The organism is Nostoc sp. DSM 114167 (assembly GCF_052692655.1).
The window spans coordinates 7,068,249-7,086,087 of record NZ_CP195116.1; the positions used below are offsets into that span (position 1 = coordinate 7,068,249).

Here is a 17,839-nt window from a genome sequence, read left to right on the forward strand (position 1 = left end):
AGTTGTATTGGTCATTAGTCCTTAGCAAATGACAAAGAACTAATGACTAATGACTAAAAGAATACGTCAATTTGCGATCGCCCGGTGGTTTTCAGCCAGTTTTGAGCTTCGATGTAGTTATTGGGAGCCATGCGAATAGCACGAATCCAATAGTCTGCTGCTTGGTCAAAAAGTGCTTCGCCAGCCTCGTCATCTCCAGCTTCTTTTTCTTTTTCGCCTTGATAGTGATAAATTACAGCGATGTTGTTCAAGGCTTGGGGCATACGTGGATTCAACTCAATTGCCTTGTGATATAGTTCTAAAGCCTTGTTGTGGTCGCCATTGCTGGCATAGATTAGCCCCATATTGTAGAGTATATAGCCGCGATCGTTGGTATCTTCCTCTAGTGTTAGAGCTTCTTCATAGTATTCCAATGCCTCAGCATATTCCCCTTCCGCTTGGGCTGACATCCCATCTCGATAATAAACAAACGCTTCTTTAGCTTTTTTGTTGGCTGGCAGGATCTTCAGAATGATATCCGCCATTACAGTAAAGGATTTGTCAATAAAATTATCGTTTTTTTGTGTTCTTGGCATATTTCTCTCTGGATATTGGGCATTAGGGATTGGGCATTAGGAGTGCTGTTAGCGATAGCGGGGCGTTGAGCCAGTGCTGAGTGCTGAGTTAGGAGTTAAAAGTAGAGACGCGATTAACCCAAGTCTTTCCAAGAGTTAGGAGTTTTGTTTACTCCTTGTCCTCTTGTCCCCTTGTCCCCCTATTCTCCCGCCCCTCATCTCTCTCATTTCCCCAATCCCCTAGTTAACTCAATAGTTAATTTAACTGATTTGCGGGGGCGTTCTTCTCACTGAGGGGTACGATACATTCTGAACTATTATGTCGAGAGTTGTTTACTAAGGTGCTAACTGGATATGCAATCATTGCTGGCGCTGGATAAGGACGCAATAGCTGCTGTAGAGTTTGGGGCGTTTCTACTTGGGAATCTAGCCATAAATCGTAATCTTGTGGCTCTAGAATTACTGGCATCCGCTCGTGGATGGGTTGGAGTAATTCGTTAGCTGCCGTTGTCAAAATTGTACAAGAAATTATTTCTTCGTTAGCAGGCGATCGCCATCTTTCCCACAAACCTGCAAAACCGAAAGGTTGCCCATCTTGGAGACGAAAATAAAATGGCTGCTTTTTACCTTGTTGGCGTTGCCACTCATAAAAGCCATCAGCTAGCACTAAACAGCGTCTGTGCTTAAAAGCCGAACGAAAAGCAGGTTTTTCGGCAACAGTTTCTGCCCTAGCATTAATCAGCTTTGCCCCCATTCCTGCGTCTTTCGCCCATGATGGAATTAATCCCCAATGCAACTGCTTAAATTCTCGCTTTTTGTTTTCGGGATTTTGTAACACTGTCGCCACCATTTGCGTAGGCGCAATGTTATATTCCGCTGCCAAATCGGGAACTGACTCAACATGAAAAACTTCAGACAATCCTGCTGCCGAATAGTTTAGAGTAAATCTTCCACACATAGTTTTCTTTTCGACCATTAACTAAATTAAACATCTCAAACTAGAAATAAATAATATTTTTTTATTTTCTCGAATCATTTCCTGTAGTACGTTCAGATACTAAATACAAAAAAAATATCCGGTTTTGGGAAAATCTTTTGGTAAGATATTGTATTTTGAACCTTCACTTCTCAACACATTCCTAACTGTATTTTAACATGGAACTACTGCATCTGTACGATTTTTTACCTTCTGGTCATGGTTATAAGATACGTCTTTTATTGACACAACTAGGTATGCCTTTTGAGAGGATAGAGCTTAACATCTTGAAAGGAGAGACTCGAACACCAGAATTTTTAAGTAAAAATCCTAACGGTAAGATACCTGTCCTGGAAATCGAGCCAGGGAAATATTTGGCAGAATCAAATGCTATATTGGTTTATCTGAGTGAAGGTACAGAGTTTTTACCTTATGACCGTTTTTTACGAGCGCAGGTGCTGCAATGGTTATGTTTTGAACAATATAGCCATGAGCCTTTTATTGCTACATCAAGATTTTGGATTTCTATTTTAGGTAAAACTGAAGAATATAGTGAAGCTATCAAACAAAAACGCGAACCGGGCTATGCAGCACTTAACTTGATGGATAAACACTTAAGTTCTCAAGATTTTTTTGTGGGAGAACGTTATTCGATTGCTGATATCGCTTTGTTCGCATATACTCATGTAGCTGATGAAGGTGGGTTTGATTTAACACAATATCCTGCTATCCAAGCTTGGATAGAAAGAGTCAAAACTCAACCAAGGTATATCAGTATTACAGAGGCATAAAAATTAGATGAGAGCAAGTTACTATCTCTGGTTTCTAATCTCTAGTAGAGAATGTCCTGGGTGGAATGTAGCTCGCATTCAGAAAGCAGCAAAGTCTTCATAAAAGATATTATTAAGCAGCAGTTAGGTATTCGGATCGATTTCCATCAGCTTTTGCCGAGAGGAGAAACCTGACTTTATTCTGATATGAGACTTGGGTACATCAAATTTATCTGCTAGTAGTTTAATTAACTCTTCATTAGCCTTACCATCAACTGGGGGCGATTTTAAATAAACAGTCAGACTACCATCAGGTTGTTCTTCAATTTTTTGCTGTTTTGAATTAGGTTTAACCTTGACTTTTTTTTGCATAACTTATTTTGTGTAGTTGTCGCAGCCATAACCAGCCTAAAACAGAACCCAATACATAATGAGGAAAATCCCACCAAACAAAGGTCGTACCAAGTAACAATTTACCTATCAAGGTGGCGCGCATTTGCTCTAATAGTGGCGGATGCCAAAGTTGCAAAAATTCTAGTATACAGGTGATGACAAAAACCCATATAGGAATTTGGATTACTGCCGCCCGACTTCTAAAAAACCAAAATGCGAACAGACACCAAAATATTTCGTAAAATACAGCTGCTCCGTAGTCATTAAACCAGTGATGAGCAGGGCCGTTATAATACTTAAACAAAAATCCCATCGGTACAACGATGAGTACAGAAATAATAATAAATATTGTTTGCTTACGGTATCGGAGCATTTTCTTATAGACTAGAGACTAAGCAAAATTTTAGCAGCGGAATGATTATAAGTCTCGGCTGAGTACTAGCAAAAACCGCAGATATCGCTAATTTCCAAACTAAGGGCTGGCTTTTTGGGTCAGCCCACACTAAGTAGTTGGATATTTTTCTTGAGAAGTTTTTAACTAAATAGTTAATGTTTTTTAACATGAAATTATGCAAATTACAAGTAAGCTACATGGAACTGATAAATAGTTCTTTCATTGATGCTGAACTTACATATTTAGTGAGAAATTTAGGAGAGATAATATGGCTTTCGGTACTACAAATCCTGACACGATAAATGGGAGTTCGGGAAATGACACCATAGTTGGTTGGGCTAGTGGTGGTAACGCCAATACTGCCTCCGGTAACGATATCTTGAATGGCTTGGCTGGTAACGATTCCCTCGCAGGTGGCACGGCGAATGATAGTCTTAGCGGTGGAGATGGCAATGATACACTTGATGGGGGTACAGGAAACGACACTTTAAAAGGTGGTGCAGGTAGTGATACCTTCAAAGGCAGTCAGGGTAACGACAACATTGATGGTGGAGATGGCATTGATACCGCAGACTACAGTCAACTAGGTCAAACCATAACCTTATCAGGTGTTGGAACCATTCAAAAAGCTGGGGGATTGGGACAAGATTTACTCTTTAAAGTAGAAAAGGTGATTGCTAATGCTAAGGTTGCCAACAACACTATAGATGCATCTCAATCTTTGGCTGGGGTATCTATCACCGCTAACCTGCAAACCCAAAGTTTAGCTGCTAATAACGTTCCTGGTTTAGGAACATTGTCATTTACCGCAGTTAACTTTGATAATGTCATCGGCACAAATGGAAATGACAGCATTGCTGGTGACAATCAAAATAACCAATTATCCGGTAATAATGGCAATGATACACTTGATGGGGGTACAGGAAACGACACTCTAAAAGGTGGTGCAGGTAGTGATACCTTCAAAGGCAGTCAGGGTAACGACAACATTGATGGTGGAGATGGCATTGATACCGCAGACTACAGTCAACTAGGTCAAACCATAACCTTATCAGGTGTTGGAACCATTCAAAAAGCTGGGGGATTGGGACAAGATTTACTCTTTAAAGTAGAAAAGGTGATTGCTAATGCTAAGGTTGCCAACAACACTATAGATGCATCTCAATCTTTGGCTGGGGTATCTATCACCGCTAACCTGCAAACCCAAAGTTTAGCTGCTAATAACGTTCCTGGTTTAGGAACATTGTCATTTACCGCAGTCAACTTTGATAATGTCATCGGCACAAATGGAAATGACAGCATTGCTGGCGATAACCAAAATAACCGATTATCCGGTAATAATGGCAATGATACACTTGACGGCGGTTTAGGTATTGACACTTTGAATGGGGGAGCAGGTGACGACACTTACATTGTTGATACTACTCTTGATACCATTACAGAGGCTGCGAATTCAGGTATAGATAACGTCCGGTCTTCTGTCAGCTACACTCTAGGAGCCAATCTGGAGAACCTGAGACTGAGAGAAGGTGGCAACCTTACCGGGATAGGTAACAGTCTTAACAACTTTCTTTTTGGTAATACTTCTAATAACACTATAAATGCAAGAGCAGGCGATGATACCCTAGACGGTAATAATGGCGATGATATCCTCAATGGTGAGGACGGCAATGATAGCCTACAAGGCGGGCCGGGCAATGATATCCTCAATGGGGGATCTGGAAACGATATCCTCATCGGTACTTTTCCTGGTAGTCCGTTTCCCCCTGGATTAGGGGAAACTGATACCTTAACTGGCGGGCCTGGAGCAGATAGATTTATCCTCGGGGACGCTGAAAATGTTTTCTACGACGATAACAACACTACGAATCCTGGTTTTGGCGACTTGGTTACTATTACTGACTTCAACCCTAGCCAAGACCGAATTGAACTCAACGGATTTTCACAGGATTACCGCTTGCAAGTTGTTGGAAGTAACACGCGAATATTCTTAGACAAACTAGGAGCAGAGCAAGATGAGATCATCGGTATTGTGCAGGGGGTAGTGGGTCTCACACTTGATAGTGACAGCTTCACTTTTGTATGAGCAAAACAATACTGGATAAAGTACAAACAATACATTCGCCAGCCCTGAAGGGTTATCTTGCCTGAAGATGGCGAAACTTTCTTTGGTAGCAGTTCTAATCCTGATTTTTCTTATACACTAAGAGTCAGTTTTGCATAAAAACATTGTCAACTTAAGAAAGTACTAATATTCAGAAGGCAGATTCAAGGATACTTTTCCTCTTGGCTAGGAGAACACGGCTGCGTGTTCTCCTTTATCCAATATGAGACTATTTACAAGCCAGTACTTATCTTTGGGAGTAATACATCTTAATTCTTTTTAATTGATTAGCGTTCTAAAATTATCTTAATAATTGCAATTTTGGGTAAATGACAATCAAAACTAATCACCTAGACAAATTGAATCTTCAATAGTTGCAATCAAAACCGATGAAATCTCTCAAAAGTCCCTCATCTAGCTTTTCTAATTTTCAAGCACCAGAACAAACTCCTCAATTGGCCTATAGACCATTTGGTGGGCAAACTCAAAAAGCATCTTTTACGCTCGTGACACAAACGGATGTAGAGAATGAAGCTTTTGCAGAAGAAAAGATGGAAGTAACTGGATTGGAATTACAAGCCAAGTATGGGACGATTACGCCAGAGGGACAAGAACGGCTGACTGTATTGCAAGCCAAGATGGATCTATCTTTGAATTCTCGATTGGAAAAAGCAACTCGATTTGGTCATAACTTTGCCAATATTCCAGTCAGAAGGCCAGATACACCAACACCAATTCAAGCAAAACTGACGATTGGGGAGCCTGGAGATAAATACGAGCAAGAAGCTGACCAAACAGCGCGTCAGGTAATGCAAAGAATTTATCAGCCACAGAGTGGGAAACTTCAGCAAGAAGAATTATCTGATGAAGAAGAATTGCAAATGAAACCAGAGGGCAGTATTCAGCGCGAGGAACTGCTAGAAGAAGTACAAATGAAATCTTTGAAAGCAACTCCCTCGCTGCAACGGGAGGAACTATCAGAAGAAGAATTGCAAATGAAGCCGCTTGGACATGACATTAGTCGAATATCACTGCGGCGTCCACAAACAAAACTGACAGTTAGCCAACCTGGAGACATTTATGAGCAGGAGGCTGATAGCGTCGCCCAGTTGGTAATGCAGAGGATGAGCGAACCTGTGCAATCTATCCCACAGGAGGCATTACCAGAAGAAGACCAATTACAAATGAAATCTCTGGCGGATTCTGTTACTCCTTTGGTGCAGCGTCAGGGTGGAGGAAGGACAGCCGCAACATCTGAGCTAGAAACTTCAATCCAACAAGCACGTGGCAATGGGCAGCCACTTGCAGATGATATCAAGCACCCAATGGAGCAAGCATTTGGGGCTGATTTCGGTAGCGTCCGGGTTCATACTGATGCTCAATCTAATCGTTTAAATGAATCTATACAAGCTCGTGCTTTTACCACAGGGCAGGATGTGTTCTTTCGTCAAGGCGAATACTCTCCTGGAAGTGATGCAGGCAAGGAATTACTGGCCCATGAGTTGACGCACGTTGTCCAGCAGAATGGCAGTGCAGTACAGCCGAAATCTCTTCATGTAGCACCAAAAGAAAATAAACTTCAGACAAAAGTGCTGACAACCTCTGCGGGGCATGGGCTAGCTATCCAACTGCGAGAGAATTTCCAAAAACCAAGTGACGAAGATAACCAAAAAAAATTAGAGTCCGAAACTGATACGGAAAACGGCGAACAACAAAATCAAGCTACAACAGAAAAACATCAAGCTAGTCCCACGCCCCCAGATGATAGTGGTAACGCGGCAACAGATCCGCCCCCGACAAAAAAGGTTGGTGCAGCAGTAACTCAGAAACAGGTTGAGGTTGGGGGAAATCAACCAAAAGAGCTTGAGTCAAAAGATACCAAAGTTAATACAGAAAAGGTCGATTCTCAACAGCAAGCTCAAAGCAAAGGAGCAGATGTAGGTAAGGTAAACGCAGATTTATCTGGAGAAAACGCCGGGAAAGCGATCGCAGCATTACCAAGAGCAAATGTAGCCATTACAGCAGTTGATGGTAAAAAAGCTCCCACTTGTCCTGAAGATGACCCAGCATTTCAAGCGGTAGTCGGCACAACCAAAGAAGTTGCAGGACAACAGAAAAAACACCCACCTGCTAATAGCAAAGCCCAAGAAGCCCAAGCAGCAGCCCAACCCCCAGGTAATGAAGTAGACAGCAAAGCGCAAGCCAATCAAGTTGGGGAGATGCAACAAGCCCCAACACCAGGATTTGACGCTGCCGCTTTCAAAGCCAAATTGATGGAGCGCATTGCTGATATGGCTCCCAAGAACTTGGAAGAGGCAGACAACTTTAAAAATAACAACAAACTTGACTCTGTGAAAGGCGATTTGAGTGGCCAAGTCAAAGAAGAACAGAAAAGCTCTCAGGGTCAGCTAGAAGAGAAAACTAAAGAAAAACCTGATGCTAGTGGGATTGAGGCTAAACAAGTAACACCACTACCCAAGAATGAGCCAGGGACAGCGCCAACAGGCGTTGATGCAGATAAAGCTGCACCCAAATCTAAGGGACAAGGTGAAGTCGAAGCACCACTGCAAGATGACAGTAAAAAACTTGACCAGCAGATGAAAGAGGCGGATATTACCGAGGAGCAATTAGCAAACTCCAATGAACCGGAGTTTCAAGGGGCACTCGCAGCCAAGAAAGACGCTCAAACCAATGCAAAAGAAGCGCCGCCACAATATCGCCAACAAGAGCAAGGGATACTCGCAACCGCTCAAGCTACGGCAGAAGCTACAGCCCAGCAGCATTTGCAAGGAATGCACGGTATCCGTACCCAAAACCTGGGTCAGGTAGGGGAGCAACAGGTTGGAGCTAAAAGCAAGGATGAGCAAGCACGGGCAAAAGTTGCTGGTGATATTAATAAGATTTATGACAAGACCAAAGGCAAAGTTGAGAAAACCCTCGGCGAACTAGACGGGCAAGTTATACAAGCCTTTGATGCTGGTGCTGCTGACGCCAAAAAAGCCTTCGAGGATTACGTTGGCAAGCGGATGGACGATTATAAGAGCGATCGCTACAGTGGCTTTTGGGGGCCAGCAAAATGGCTGAAAGACAAATTGTTTGGTATGCCCTCAGAGGTAAACACTTTCTATCAAGAAGGTCGCCAGCTTTACATCAATCAGATGGATGGTGTCATTAACAAAGTTGTCGCCATTATCAGTAAAGGACTGACCCAAGCCAAAGCAGAAATAGCCAATGGTAAGCAGGAGATTCAGAATTATGTCAACAAACTGCCGCAAGACCTGAAAGGAGTCGGTCAACAAGCCGCCGCAGACATTGATAGCAAATTTGAAGAATTGCAACAAAGTGTTGACGATAAGCAAGATGAGCTAATTGATACCCTAGCCCAGAAGTACAAAGAAAATTTGGAAGCTGTTGATGCCCGCATTGAAGAAATGAAGGCAGCAAATAAAGGTTTTATTCAAAAAGCTTTCGACTTTATCGTGGGAGTCATCAAGACAATCGTTGAACTGACCAAAATGCTTTTGCAAGTGCTAGCACGAGTTGCTGGTGTAGTTGGGCAAATTCTCAAAGACCCGATTGGTTTCTTGGGTAATTTGATCCAGGCGCTGAAGCAAGGCTTCCTCAACTTCATGAATAATATCGGGAAGCATCTCCAGCAAGGATTAATTGGCTGGCTGACAGGCACAATGGCAGAAACTGGTATTCAAATGCCAGAAAACTTCGACCTCAAAGGAATCTTTAGCCTAGCGATGCAGCTTTTAGGCTTCACCTACGAAGCAATTCGTGCCCAAGCTGTGAAACGATTGGGTGAAGAAAAGGTCAGCCGATTGGAACAAACTGTTGATGTATTTCAAGTTTTAGCCAGTCAGGGAGTGGCTGGGATTTGGGAGTTTGTCCAAGAGAAGATGGGCGACCTCAACGCTTTGGTGATCGAACCCATCAAGAACTTTATCATTGAAAAAGTGATTACAGCCGGGATTGAGTGGATTCTCAGCCTGTTGACTCCAGCTTCAGCATTCATCAAAGCTGCTAAGGCGATTTATGAGATTGTTAAATTCTTTATTGAACGCGCCCAGCAGATTGCCGATTTAATTAATGCGATACTGGATGCAATTGGTGCGATCGCTAGTGGTGCGATCGATCAAGCAATCAAGGGTGTTGAAAATGCCCTAGCTAAATCTTTACCAGTCGTCATCAGTTTCTTAGCAAGTCTTTTGGGCTTAGATGGAATTGCCGACAAGGTTCAGGCAATATTCCAGAAGCTGCGGAAACCGATGGAAAAAGCAGTTGATTGGGTAATTGATAAAGGTGCGAAGGCGTTTAAGAAAGTTGGTAATAAGGTTAAGAATAGCAAGTTTGGTAAGAAGGCTGGAGAGCTGAAAGATTCGGCGAAGGAGAAATATCAAGCCGGTAAGCAGTGGGTTGAGGATAAGAAGGAAGCTGGTCAGCAGTGGGTTAATGATAAGAAAGCAGCGGCTCATAACTGGGTTGAAGGCAAGAAAAAATCCGTCAAGGAGAAGTTTGATAAGTTTGGCAATAAAGTCAAAGATAAGTTTGGATTTGGTAAAGATAAAGAGAAAGGAAAGCAAGCCAAAGATGCTAAAGCTGATGAGCAGACTAACAAGCAAAAGCAGACGATTGTTGCTCAAGCTGTCACCGATGCTGAACAGATTCTCAACCAACAGAGAGCTACCCCTGATAGCATTAGGGCAAAACTTCCACAACTAGAATCAAAATATAGACTCAAATCAGCCAAGCTGAAGAAAGACAAAGAGGGCGCTTATTACATCAAAGTTAAGATTAATCCTGAAGGCGATACAAAGAAACGCAAATTGGATGAAACTGATGAGCCAAAAGGTGCGTTTGCTTTATATAGAGGAATTCATTTCAAGAAAAATTGGAATCAAGAAGACTATAACACCCAATTAGAGAAGAAACTAGTAGGCGAACCTACTTTTAGTGCAGCCGCTCGTGAAATAGCAGGTAGTAAAAAACCAGATGGTTCTGATGTTAGTAAATCTGATTTAGAAACAGCAGCACAACTTGTACGTGAGAAAGTAGAAAAAACAAAAGATCCAAAGAGCGTTAAACAATGGTGGAGTAACAAGCAGCAACAGTTTGATAACTTATTCTTAGCTATGATTCAAGACTACGTTAACAGATACGATGCCTTTGAAAAAGAACTTCAAAAGGCAGAAAATGGTCAATATAAAAACCTAGAATTCATTAGTATACCCTTGATATCTACCTCGAAAAATGCAGAACATGCAGCTAGGTATGCTTTTGGAGAAAAAGGAACATTAAAGGAAAATCAACGTACTACAGGAAATGTTGTCGGTAGGATATTTGTCTATTTGTTTACTGCTCAAGAACTGATAGACCAAAAAGCAATCAATATACAAGATTTACAAAACCAGGGTAAGGTTAAAATTAAAACTAGAATCCTCAACGAAGCTGAGGTAGCATTTACTGGTAGTATCCCAGGAGACAACCTTGTTGCTCAAGATGATGCTCAAATGAGCGAAAGCCCTCAAAGATTGGGAGCCAGAGCAAACCAAACCGCACGACAAAAAGCTCAAAGTCAAGGTGGATTACGCGAATGGGAATCTTAAGCCATCAAGATTTTTGTGAATTTGTAGCACAAGAGGTTGAAAAAATTACCTTGCCGTCAGTATCAGAACGCCGGATTGGCATTTCTGAATATGCAACTGATGTCATTCACTATATCCAAAGAGATTTGAATACTGTTAAGACTTTGATTAGTGAAGAAAACTTAAGCTGGGAGAAGGCTACAAAATCCATTACAGAGTTAGTATTAGAAATTACTTCATTATTGTACGCAGTCGGAGCCGAGCATACTGTGTGGCGGCATTGGTCTTCTTTAACAGCATTGGGAATGTTTCTTCAAGGTAAAATCATCCAAGCTGCTCAATATGCAGCTCTTGGGGGAGAGTGGGATTTTATCCAAAGCCTTCCAGCAACACCTGTAAAGAGTCAGCAAATATCAGAGCAGGTTTTCTGGATGTTGGTCAAAAGGGATTTTACTGCTAATCTACCAGAAAGTACAAGTAATGAAGAAGATAATGCTTGGCTACAGCTTGCTCAAAGTATCCCAGCCCAAGACCATAGTCATACAGAAGAAGCTTTGAAGGAGATTGCTAATTTTTGGATGGCAGAAGATGAAGGTGAGTGGATGAATTTTCATCCCCGTAGTTATCCAGACTTTGAAACACCTATCTGTGCAGTCGCAGCTTTAGCTCGTCATTATGGCTTTACACCCATTTCCATAACTCCTGAGCAATATAGCTTTTTGGAGGCGGGTCTAGCTATACCTGAACCTTCACCAATGTTTCCCAACATTTTTTCTTTACCAGAATCTTCTAAAGTATCGGCAGTTTGAGATATGTCATTAATCATCAAAAATCGCCGTGCATCTGTTGATAATTTGTCTAAAGTTTATCCTGATGCAGTTATCATTGATGTTACGTCCCGTGCTTCTGAACCTTGGGTTCACTTCAGTCCTTTTTATCCTCATGGTAGAATACCTGTTCCCTTCTCACCAGGAGAATTTAGCATGACGGTAGAAGGAATTTGGCAGGGTTTAAAAGTTTTTGAAACCGCAGATGTAGACCCTACCAAACTGTCAATTGCTGATATGAAAGGCATCAAGCGTTCAGCACGGAAGTATGGAAAAGTATTAGGACATCGTACTGGTTTAACAGGTGATACACTACTTTGCTATCAAGAAGCGCGACAACAAATATACTTACCTTCCTATCGCTGGGTACTAGAGAACTGTGTTCCAGACTTAATAGACAAATTAAAAGAACTTGCAGCACATACAAATGTTGTTTTGTTAGATTACGAAACTAACTCTGACATAAATAACTTATCAAAGCCTTTATCACACGCAGGTCTGATTAAGCTATACCTAGAAGATAATTGGCCGACTTAAATCTAGAACAATATTAATAAATTTGCATGACAACTCATATTGAAAATCATCAAATAAACACCGACTTAACCCTACATGGCTCCTTCCAATCTCCCTTAACTGTTCGTGCGATCGCCATCGACAATGCTAAAAATTTAAGCCGCAGTGCTTTTCAAGTTGTCGCTAATGCAAGCAGAAATTTATAGGATATGGTAGAGCAGACTGAAAATTATCAATTAGACAGCGAACTAACCCTACACGACTCCTCCCAATCGCTACTAACCGTTCGCGCGATCGCCCTATCTCTCACCAAGCAAAACAACGAACTCATTACGTGTCGCCTCACTTTTCAAGTCAACCCGCAACTCTACCAACGCATCGACAGCACTGCCTTATTCAATCTCAAACCAGATGCGCGTAACCTTCTATCATCTGGTAAATTCCTCAGCGAACCAGACATCACCATTGAAACCAGCCTGAAACCCGATTTATTACCACTCCTGGCTGAACACGCCATCAACATTGATGAAACGGCAAAATATATCCTGAATTTAAGCCAAGAAGAACCTGATAACCAAATCCTCTTCACCGAAAGTTGGTTGGGTTTATCTGTTAAACAGCAACAAGAATCAGGCGAAATCGGCTATCGTACTCTTTGGTCTTATATTAGTCCAGAAAATCTGGATCAAATAAGCACGAACGGTGAAGGAATTGCTGAAGGTATTGTCAACTTTTTTAAAGATTGGACTGAGGCAAATTTGTCAGCCAAAACTCAAAAATCTGCTGCAAAAATGCTAGAAGGGATAGATAAATTTTTCACTGAATTCACTGATATTAATACAGATGAGATAACACAAAAAATAGAGGCAAATTTGCCCTCAGATTCTACAGATGGTAGTATTTTTGAAGCAATAATCAATTTCTTCCAAGCTGATAATTGGCCGTTTGTACAACTTCCAGGACAGCCAGCTTTACAAATACCGTTCCAAGGCGAAAATGGCAAATGGAATTGTTACGCTAGGGCAAGAAGTGAACAAAATCAATTCGTTTTTTATTCAATTTGTCCAGTCAACGCACCAGAAAATAAGCGGTTGGCTGTAGCAGAGTTTTTAACTAGAGCTAATTCTGGCATGATTATCGGCAACTTTGAACTAGATTTTACCGATGGCGAGATTAGTTACAAAACCAGCATTGATGTCGAAGGTGACAAACTCAGTTCAGCACTCATTCAACGGGTGGTTTATGCCAATGTCACGATGATGGATGAATATCTGCCAGGGATTATGTCTGTGATTTATGGTAATGTCTCACCGGAAGAAGCGATCGCCAAAATTGAAGGGTAGTCGGATATTTGTTTTTTTGCTAGTCCCTAAATAGAAGTCATAGTAACAATTGCCACTATGACTTCTGCTGCGTTTGAGTATTTCTGAGTCTTGATTTAAATTCCCAACTAAACCTTTGCTTCCAAAGATTTGAGTAACTCAGTATTCACGCCTGACTCACGAGTTAGGGCAATTTTGCCAGTACGGGCGATTTCTTTCAAACCAAATTTTTGTAATACTTGCACGATCGCTACCAGTTTACCTGGATCTCCCACAACTTCTAAGGTGAGAGAATCTTCTGCCACATCCACGACTCGCGCCCGGAAAATCTGAGACAGTTCGATTACTTCTGAGCGATTGCTGGTACTAGCATTCACCTTCAAAAGCATCAATTCTCGCTCTACACAAGGGGTTTCGGTAATATCCTGCACTTTCAGGACATTGACTAACTTGTACAGTTGTTTGGTGAGTTGCTCAATCACGCGATCGTCACCAGGGACAACCATTGTAATTCGGGAGACTCCTCCTTGTTCAGCAGGACCAACAGCAAGGCTTTCAATATTAAAGCCGCGACGCGCAAATAAACCAGATATGCGGGAAAGAACACCCGCCTCATCTTCTACGAGAACTGAAAGGGTATGTTTCATCTTCGCCAACAGAGGCTAGAGCAGGAATTGAGTAACGCAGACACTAGCTAAGGGCAATGCTAGACCTACTACCGCACTAAATTTTCAGTGCGACCTCCTATTGTAAACTTAAGCGTTGCACTCTATTGCATTTCCAATCGAGAAATTGTTTAGAAATTCTACTGCAAGCAAGAATTTGATTGAATGTATATCTTTTTGTTGGCAGATGCAGCATTTGTTGCAAACCTTTTATACTCAGATTTGATCGGTTTCTAATAGGAGAAAAATTTTTATGGGTTGGCTACAAAGATTGTTTGGCATGGAAAAACCTCAAAATGCAGAAGTAAATCCGGCTCCACAGGCTATACAGCAAGCTCCTAGTAGTGATGTCGCTAATGCTACGCAATCAATACCTCCAGAACGTCTAGGGTTAAGCGGAGAATATGACCAAAGTGGTTTGGCAAAGCGGGTAGCGTTGGCATTTGATGAAGATCCCCAACTCGACGATGTTAATACCCTTTGGGTTGCTCAGACGGGTAGCACTGTAGTGTTGAAAGGTAAAGTCCCCAGTCAAGAAATTCTCAACAAAATGATTTCTGTAGCGAGTTCTGTAAATGGTGCTACAGATGTTGACACTAACCAGGCGACGATTGGCTAGGTGCAAAAAGGTAGAAGCTTGAGGGAGATGAGGGAGATGAGGGAGCAGGGGAAGAATTCAAACTCCTAACTCCTAACTCCTCTCTCAATCCAATCTAAAATCGCTTGATTCACTTGTTCTGGACATTCATCATGGGGACAATGCCCTACATCCTCCAGATTCAGCAGTTCCAACTTCTGGTTATATTGGGCAAATTGGCTAGCTAGTGCTGGCGGCACAAACCGGTCTTTTTGTCCCCAAATTAAAAGCATGGGAATTGTTAAGGTTGGTAATACTGTCTTGACACTAGGACTAAAGTTAATTCCGATCGCCGCTTTGAATAAAGCACTAAACGCCCTTGCAGAACCCCGATCTTGGGGAGGCCCTGCTAAAATTTCGATCAGTTCATCGGTAATCGCCTCTGGGTTAGCGTAGGCAAGACGTGCCCAGCGACGCAGCACCCCAGGACGGCGCACGAAGTTAAATACAGGTTTAAGTATCAACGGTGAAGCGACAACATTTTTAATTGCGGTGACGAGTGGGCGCAGGACAGGAGGAATTGCTTCTTGTTCTAATGACGGGTCTGGTAAACTCATCATCACCATACCCAGCACCATATCCGGATGGGCGGCGGCGGCGGCCATAGATATCAGCGAACCGTTGGAATTGCCTATTAATATCGCTGGTTGACGGATAAATGTTTTCCAGAAATCGTAAACTTGCTCAACCCAGAGTTCGATGCTGTAATTAGCTGCGGCTTTTTCAGAAGCGCCAAAACCCAGCATATCTATAGCGTAAACTGTGTGATGCTCACCCAACACCTCTAAATTATGTCGCCAATGACCAATAGAAGCGCCAAAGCCATGTAACAGAATTAGAGGTGTTGTGTTGTGGTGATTTTGACTAGGGCGAATGTAAGTGTAGCGAGTTTGCCAGCCACGCCAAATCCAATCTCTTTGATTACCAACTCGTTCCTGCCAGTGTACCGTAGTGGTCACACTTACCTCCGATTTATCAGCACTGAAATACCATTATAAGAATTGGGGATTGGGCATGGAGAAGAGACAAGGTAGACAAAGAAGAGGGGGGAGACAAGGGAGAGACTTATTCAATATTCCCCCTTGTCCCCCTTGTCCCCTTGTCTCCCCTGCTCCCCAGTCTCCATTCCCTATTTACCTAACAAATTGGGGCATAATTTCAGCTGCGGTAAATATTCCATAGATGCCGCGTTGGTGCAATTGTCTACCAGCTTTGAGATAGCCGAAAGCAGGGCCGCAGACATTTGCTGCCATGCTGGTTTCATCTCCCAAAGTAAAGGTATGGGTGGAAATCTTTCCTTCAAAGGTACGCCCTGTTACCTTCACATTGGTGCTGAGGGGCTTTTTGGGATTGCGGGTATCGACTACACCACCAACTGTAACGCGATCGCGTCCTACTATCCCCGCTACTTCTAACATCACATCATCAGCGTGTTCCATATTTTTCAAGGTCAGCACGCCATTAGTTTTATCTAGTAGTGCTTCTACTTCTGCGTCAGTCATCGCCCTAGCAGCTTCTACTGTGTAACCAGGCATATGGCCAATGTCTTCCCGAACAGTGGCGCGGTAAGCTTCCCAGTTAGCAATTCCCACCCCAAAGGTAATTTCAACTTGATGAATTTCGGCGTAACTTTGGGCGGCTAAAGCTGCTGCTGCTGTTAACAGTCCAGGTGTAGCACCGCATCCTGTCATGTAGGTAATCCCGGCGGCTTGCAGTTCCTCTTTCATCGCTAGGAGTTGTTCTACAGCAGTGGTGCGTTTAATTGCATCTACTAGTACCCCACGCCAACCAGATTTGATAAATTCCTTGGCGACATTGGGAATAAAATCATTTGGCAGGTTGGGTAAAGCCAAAAAATACCCATCTACTTCAGCTATTTCGATTAAATCTTGAATACTTTGATTTGTTAATGTACCAATTGGCTCTAAATAACCCACCGAACCTTGAGACTGATAGGTTGCAACAGATTTTTCAGTATTTAAACCTTCAGCAGCATAAGCGTAACCTTTTTGATCTGCTGCTGCGACTAAAATCATTTCTCGTTTGCCAGCAACTACTTTGGCGGCTGCTTGTCCGAGTCCGCCGAAACCCAGTACTCCCACACGTATCGCTGGCGAAATATTTAGAGAATTTTTGATTTGTTCAGAATTCATAGTCAATTCGTTAAGTTGAATCCAAAGCCCTGATTATTCGGCATCTCAGCTTCCGGCTGGTAACTGGTGGCTGATGGCTGATAACTCAAAGCTATAGAGATTAATTATGATTCATTATCCTGGGTTCTTTGGCTGGATATTGCAGATATTTATGTGTTTGCGATCGCTTTTGAGTTTTTTGACTGGGAATATAGGCATAGTTATTAATATAGAAATTTTGGCAATAATAAACAGCAATTAGACTGGTGCTAGATGTCTAGGATGTGGAAGTGCCACCTCGGCTCAATACCTATCTGTTCTGTGTTCTGCTGATGGCGGCATCCCGATCAATTTCAATACATCTGCTTGTGGCTGTTTCAACTCGATCTCTGGTAGCCATTCATCCGGGTTGGTATATAGCAAATCTAAATTAGCTGCAATCTTGTGTGACTCCCAATCCCACCAAGATAGTTCTAGCAGCCGTTCTACTGTTTTAGGCTCAAACCGATACCGAATTATCTTAGCTGGATTACCGACCACAATTGCATACGCAGGAACATCACAAGCAACAACAGCCTGTGCGCCCACAACTGCACCATTCCCAATTTTCACCCCTGACAAAATCGTTGCTCCATGCCCAATCCAAACATCATGGCCAATATTCGTCACCCCGCAAGCAGATGCATCGGTGTAACGTTCTTCTGGAGAAGCTTCCTCAGATAACCACTTGAAAGGAAATGTCGTTACTCTTGTCATAATGTGGTTTCCTCCACCAAAAATAACGATATCCTTAGCCAGAGAACAAAACTTTCCAATCTCAATCCGATCTTTTGGGGTAAATATTGCCAAACTGATGTGCCGATCAAAGTAGGTGTAATCTCCAACTTTGATGCGCGGGTCTTGAATATGAGCATTTAGCCAAATGGGAGGAGAAGTATATTCGAGCATCGTAGACATC

16 protein-coding genes are annotated in these 17,839 nt (G+C 42.4%); 8 read left to right on the forward strand and 8 right to left on the reverse strand.

Going from position 1 to position 17,839, the window contains the following annotated elements; translation table 11 throughout:
* Positions 1 to 53: 53 nt before the first annotated feature.
* Both NSTC731_RS29750 and NSTC731_RS29755 read right to left on the reverse strand, forming a co-directional pair.
* Positions 54 to 575 carry a photosystem I assembly protein Ycf3 gene (locus NSTC731_RS29750; RefSeq protein ID WP_322692183.1) on the reverse strand — a complete coding sequence of 174 codons (522 nt, stop codon included), beginning with the start codon at positions 573 to 575 and terminating at the stop codon, positions 54 to 56.
* A 235-nt stretch (positions 576 to 810) separates the two neighbouring features.
* Entirely contained in the window at positions 811 to 1,512 is a 702-nt protein-coding gene (locus NSTC731_RS29755; protein ID WP_445632208.1) for an SOS response-associated peptidase, read from the reverse strand.
* Positions 1,513 to 1,709: 197 nt separating this feature from the next.
* Between NSTC731_RS29755 and NSTC731_RS29760 the strand changes: the two genes are divergently transcribed.
* Positions 1,710 to 2,321, forward strand: a complete 612-nt coding sequence (locus tag NSTC731_RS29760; protein ID WP_445628094.1) for a glutathione S-transferase family protein — start codon at positions 1,710 to 1,712, stop codon at positions 2,319 to 2,321.
* A gap of 123 nt (positions 2,322 to 2,444) precedes the next feature.
* Here the strand turns inward: NSTC731_RS29760 and NSTC731_RS29765 are convergent, their stop codons facing one another.
* Positions 2,445 to 2,672 carry a DUF167 domain-containing protein gene (locus tag NSTC731_RS29765; protein ID WP_322670473.1) on the reverse strand — a complete coding sequence of 76 codons (228 nt, stop codon included), beginning with the start codon at positions 2,670 to 2,672 and terminating at the stop codon, positions 2,445 to 2,447.
* Positions 2,650 to 3,066: a ribosomal maturation YjgA family protein gene (locus NSTC731_RS29770; protein ID WP_445628095.1), complete on the reverse strand. Its 417-nt coding sequence runs from the start codon at positions 3,064 to 3,066 to the stop codon at positions 2,650 to 2,652. The genes NSTC731_RS29765 and NSTC731_RS29770 overlap by 23 nt, the downstream gene beginning before the upstream one ends.
* A 289-nt stretch (positions 3,067 to 3,355) precedes the next feature.
* Here NSTC731_RS29770 and NSTC731_RS29775 point away from each other — a divergent pair, with 289 nt between their 5' ends.
* The 6 genes from NSTC731_RS29775 (at position 3,356) to NSTC731_RS29800 (ending at position 13,468) form a co-directional block, all read left to right on the forward strand.
* Positions 3,356 to 5,173, forward strand: a complete 1,818-nt coding sequence (locus NSTC731_RS29775) for a calcium-binding protein (protein ID WP_445628096.1) — start codon at positions 3,356 to 3,358, stop codon at positions 5,171 to 5,173.
* A 407-nt stretch (positions 5,174 to 5,580) separates the two neighbouring features.
* Positions 5,581 to 10,803 carry an eCIS core domain-containing protein gene (locus NSTC731_RS29780; protein WP_445628097.1) on the forward strand — a complete coding sequence of 1,741 codons (5,223 nt, stop codon included), beginning with the start codon at positions 5,581 to 5,583 and terminating at the stop codon, positions 10,801 to 10,803.
* Positions 10,791 to 11,591 (forward strand): hypothetical protein, encoded by an 801-nt coding sequence (locus NSTC731_RS29785; protein WP_445628098.1) that lies wholly within the window; start codon positions 10,791 to 10,793, stop codon positions 11,589 to 11,591. The genes NSTC731_RS29780 and NSTC731_RS29785 overlap by 13 nt, the downstream gene beginning before the upstream one ends.
* A gap of 3 nt (positions 11,592 to 11,594) precedes the next feature.
* Positions 11,595 to 12,146, forward strand: a complete 552-nt coding sequence (locus tag NSTC731_RS29790) for a DUF6939 family protein (protein WP_445628099.1) — start codon at positions 11,595 to 11,597, stop codon at positions 12,144 to 12,146.
* 26 nt (positions 12,147 to 12,172) lie between these two features.
* Positions 12,173 to 12,331, forward strand: a complete 159-nt coding sequence (locus NSTC731_RS29795) for a hypothetical protein (protein ID WP_445628100.1) — start codon at positions 12,173 to 12,175, stop codon at positions 12,329 to 12,331.
* A 3-nt stretch (positions 12,332 to 12,334) separates the two neighbouring features.
* Positions 12,335 to 13,468 carry a YbjN domain-containing protein gene (locus NSTC731_RS29800; RefSeq protein WP_445628101.1) on the forward strand — a complete coding sequence of 378 codons (1,134 nt, stop codon included), beginning with the start codon at positions 12,335 to 12,337 and terminating at the stop codon, positions 13,466 to 13,468.
* A 107-nt stretch (positions 13,469 to 13,575) separates the two neighbouring features.
* On the opposite strand, the gene ilvN is transcribed toward NSTC731_RS29800, so the two are convergent.
* Positions 13,576 to 14,094: an acetolactate synthase small subunit gene (gene ilvN, locus NSTC731_RS29805; protein ID WP_322670465.1), complete on the reverse strand. Its 519-nt coding sequence runs from the start codon at positions 14,092 to 14,094 to the stop codon at positions 13,576 to 13,578.
* A 271-nt stretch (positions 14,095 to 14,365) separates the two neighbouring features.
* Here ilvN and NSTC731_RS29810 point away from each other — a divergent pair, with 271 nt between their 5' ends.
* On the forward strand, positions 14,366 to 14,731 hold the full coding sequence (locus tag NSTC731_RS29810) for a phospholipid-binding protein (RefSeq protein ID WP_445628102.1): 366 nt from the start codon (positions 14,366 to 14,368) through the stop codon (positions 14,729 to 14,731).
* A 65-nt stretch (positions 14,732 to 14,796) separates the two neighbouring features.
* Here the strand turns inward: NSTC731_RS29810 and NSTC731_RS29815 are convergent, their stop codons facing one another.
* The 3 genes from NSTC731_RS29815 to NSTC731_RS29825 all read right to left on the reverse strand — a co-directional run bounded on the left by NSTC731_RS29815 (position 14,797) and on the right by NSTC731_RS29825 (position 17,838).
* Entirely contained in the window at positions 14,797 to 15,708 is a 912-nt protein-coding gene (locus NSTC731_RS29815; protein WP_445628103.1) for an alpha/beta fold hydrolase, read from the reverse strand.
* A 174-nt stretch (positions 15,709 to 15,882) separates the two neighbouring features.
* Positions 15,883 to 16,902 carry a (S)-8-amino-7-oxononanoate synthase BioU gene (gene bioU / locus NSTC731_RS29820; RefSeq protein ID WP_322684543.1) on the reverse strand — a complete coding sequence of 340 codons (1,020 nt, stop codon included), beginning with the start codon at positions 16,900 to 16,902 and terminating at the stop codon, positions 15,883 to 15,885.
* Positions 16,903 to 17,184: 282 nt separating this feature from the next.
* Entirely contained in the window at positions 17,185 to 17,838 is a 654-nt protein-coding gene (locus NSTC731_RS29825; RefSeq protein ID WP_445628104.1) for a CatB-related O-acetyltransferase, read from the reverse strand.
* Between the last annotated feature and the right edge of the window lies 1 nt (position 17,839).

Bases quoted from the DNA above. Each gene is read 5' to 3' on its own strand.
- NSTC731_RS29750 (WP_322692183.1), bottom strand. From the start codon at position 575: ATGCCAAGAACACAAAAAAACGATAATTTTATTGACAAATCCTTTACT.
- NSTC731_RS29755 (WP_445632208.1), bottom strand. From the start codon at position 1,512: ATGTGTGGAAGATTTACTCTAAACTATTCGGCAGCAGGATTGTCTGAA.
- NSTC731_RS29760 (WP_445628094.1), top strand. From the start codon at position 1,710: ATGGAACTACTGCATCTGTACGATTTTTTACCTTCTGGTCATGGTTAT.
- NSTC731_RS29765 (WP_322670473.1), bottom strand. From the start codon at position 2,672: ATGCAAAAAAAAGTCAAGGTTAAACCTAATTCAAAACAGCAAAAAATT.
- NSTC731_RS29770 (WP_445628095.1), bottom strand. From the start codon at position 3,066: ATGCTCCGATACCGTAAGCAAACAATATTTATTATTATTTCTGTACTC.
- NSTC731_RS29775 (WP_445628096.1), top strand. From the start codon at position 3,356: ATGGCTTTCGGTACTACAAATCCTGACACGATAAATGGGAGTTCGGGA.
- NSTC731_RS29780 (WP_445628097.1), top strand. From the start codon at position 5,581: ATGAAATCTCTCAAAAGTCCCTCATCTAGCTTTTCTAATTTTCAAGCA.
- NSTC731_RS29785 (WP_445628098.1), top strand. From the start codon at position 10,791: ATGGGAATCTTAAGCCATCAAGATTTTTGTGAATTTGTAGCACAAGAG.
- NSTC731_RS29790 (WP_445628099.1), top strand. From the start codon at position 11,595: ATGTCATTAATCATCAAAAATCGCCGTGCATCTGTTGATAATTTGTCT.
- NSTC731_RS29795 (WP_445628100.1), top strand. From the start codon at position 12,173: ATGACAACTCATATTGAAAATCATCAAATAAACACCGACTTAACCCTA.
- NSTC731_RS29800 (WP_445628101.1), top strand. From the start codon at position 12,335: ATGGTAGAGCAGACTGAAAATTATCAATTAGACAGCGAACTAACCCTA.
- ilvN (WP_322670465.1), bottom strand. From the start codon at position 14,094: ATGAAACATACCCTTTCAGTTCTCGTAGAAGATGAGGCGGGTGTTCTT.
- NSTC731_RS29810 (WP_445628102.1), top strand. From the start codon at position 14,366: ATGGGTTGGCTACAAAGATTGTTTGGCATGGAAAAACCTCAAAATGCA.
- bioU (WP_322684543.1), bottom strand. From the start codon at position 16,902: ATGAATTCTGAACAAATCAAAAATTCTCTAAATATTTCGCCAGCGATA.
- NSTC731_RS29825 (WP_445628104.1), bottom strand. From the start codon at position 17,838: ATGTCTACGATGCTCGAATATACTTCTCCTCCCATTTGGCTAAATGCT.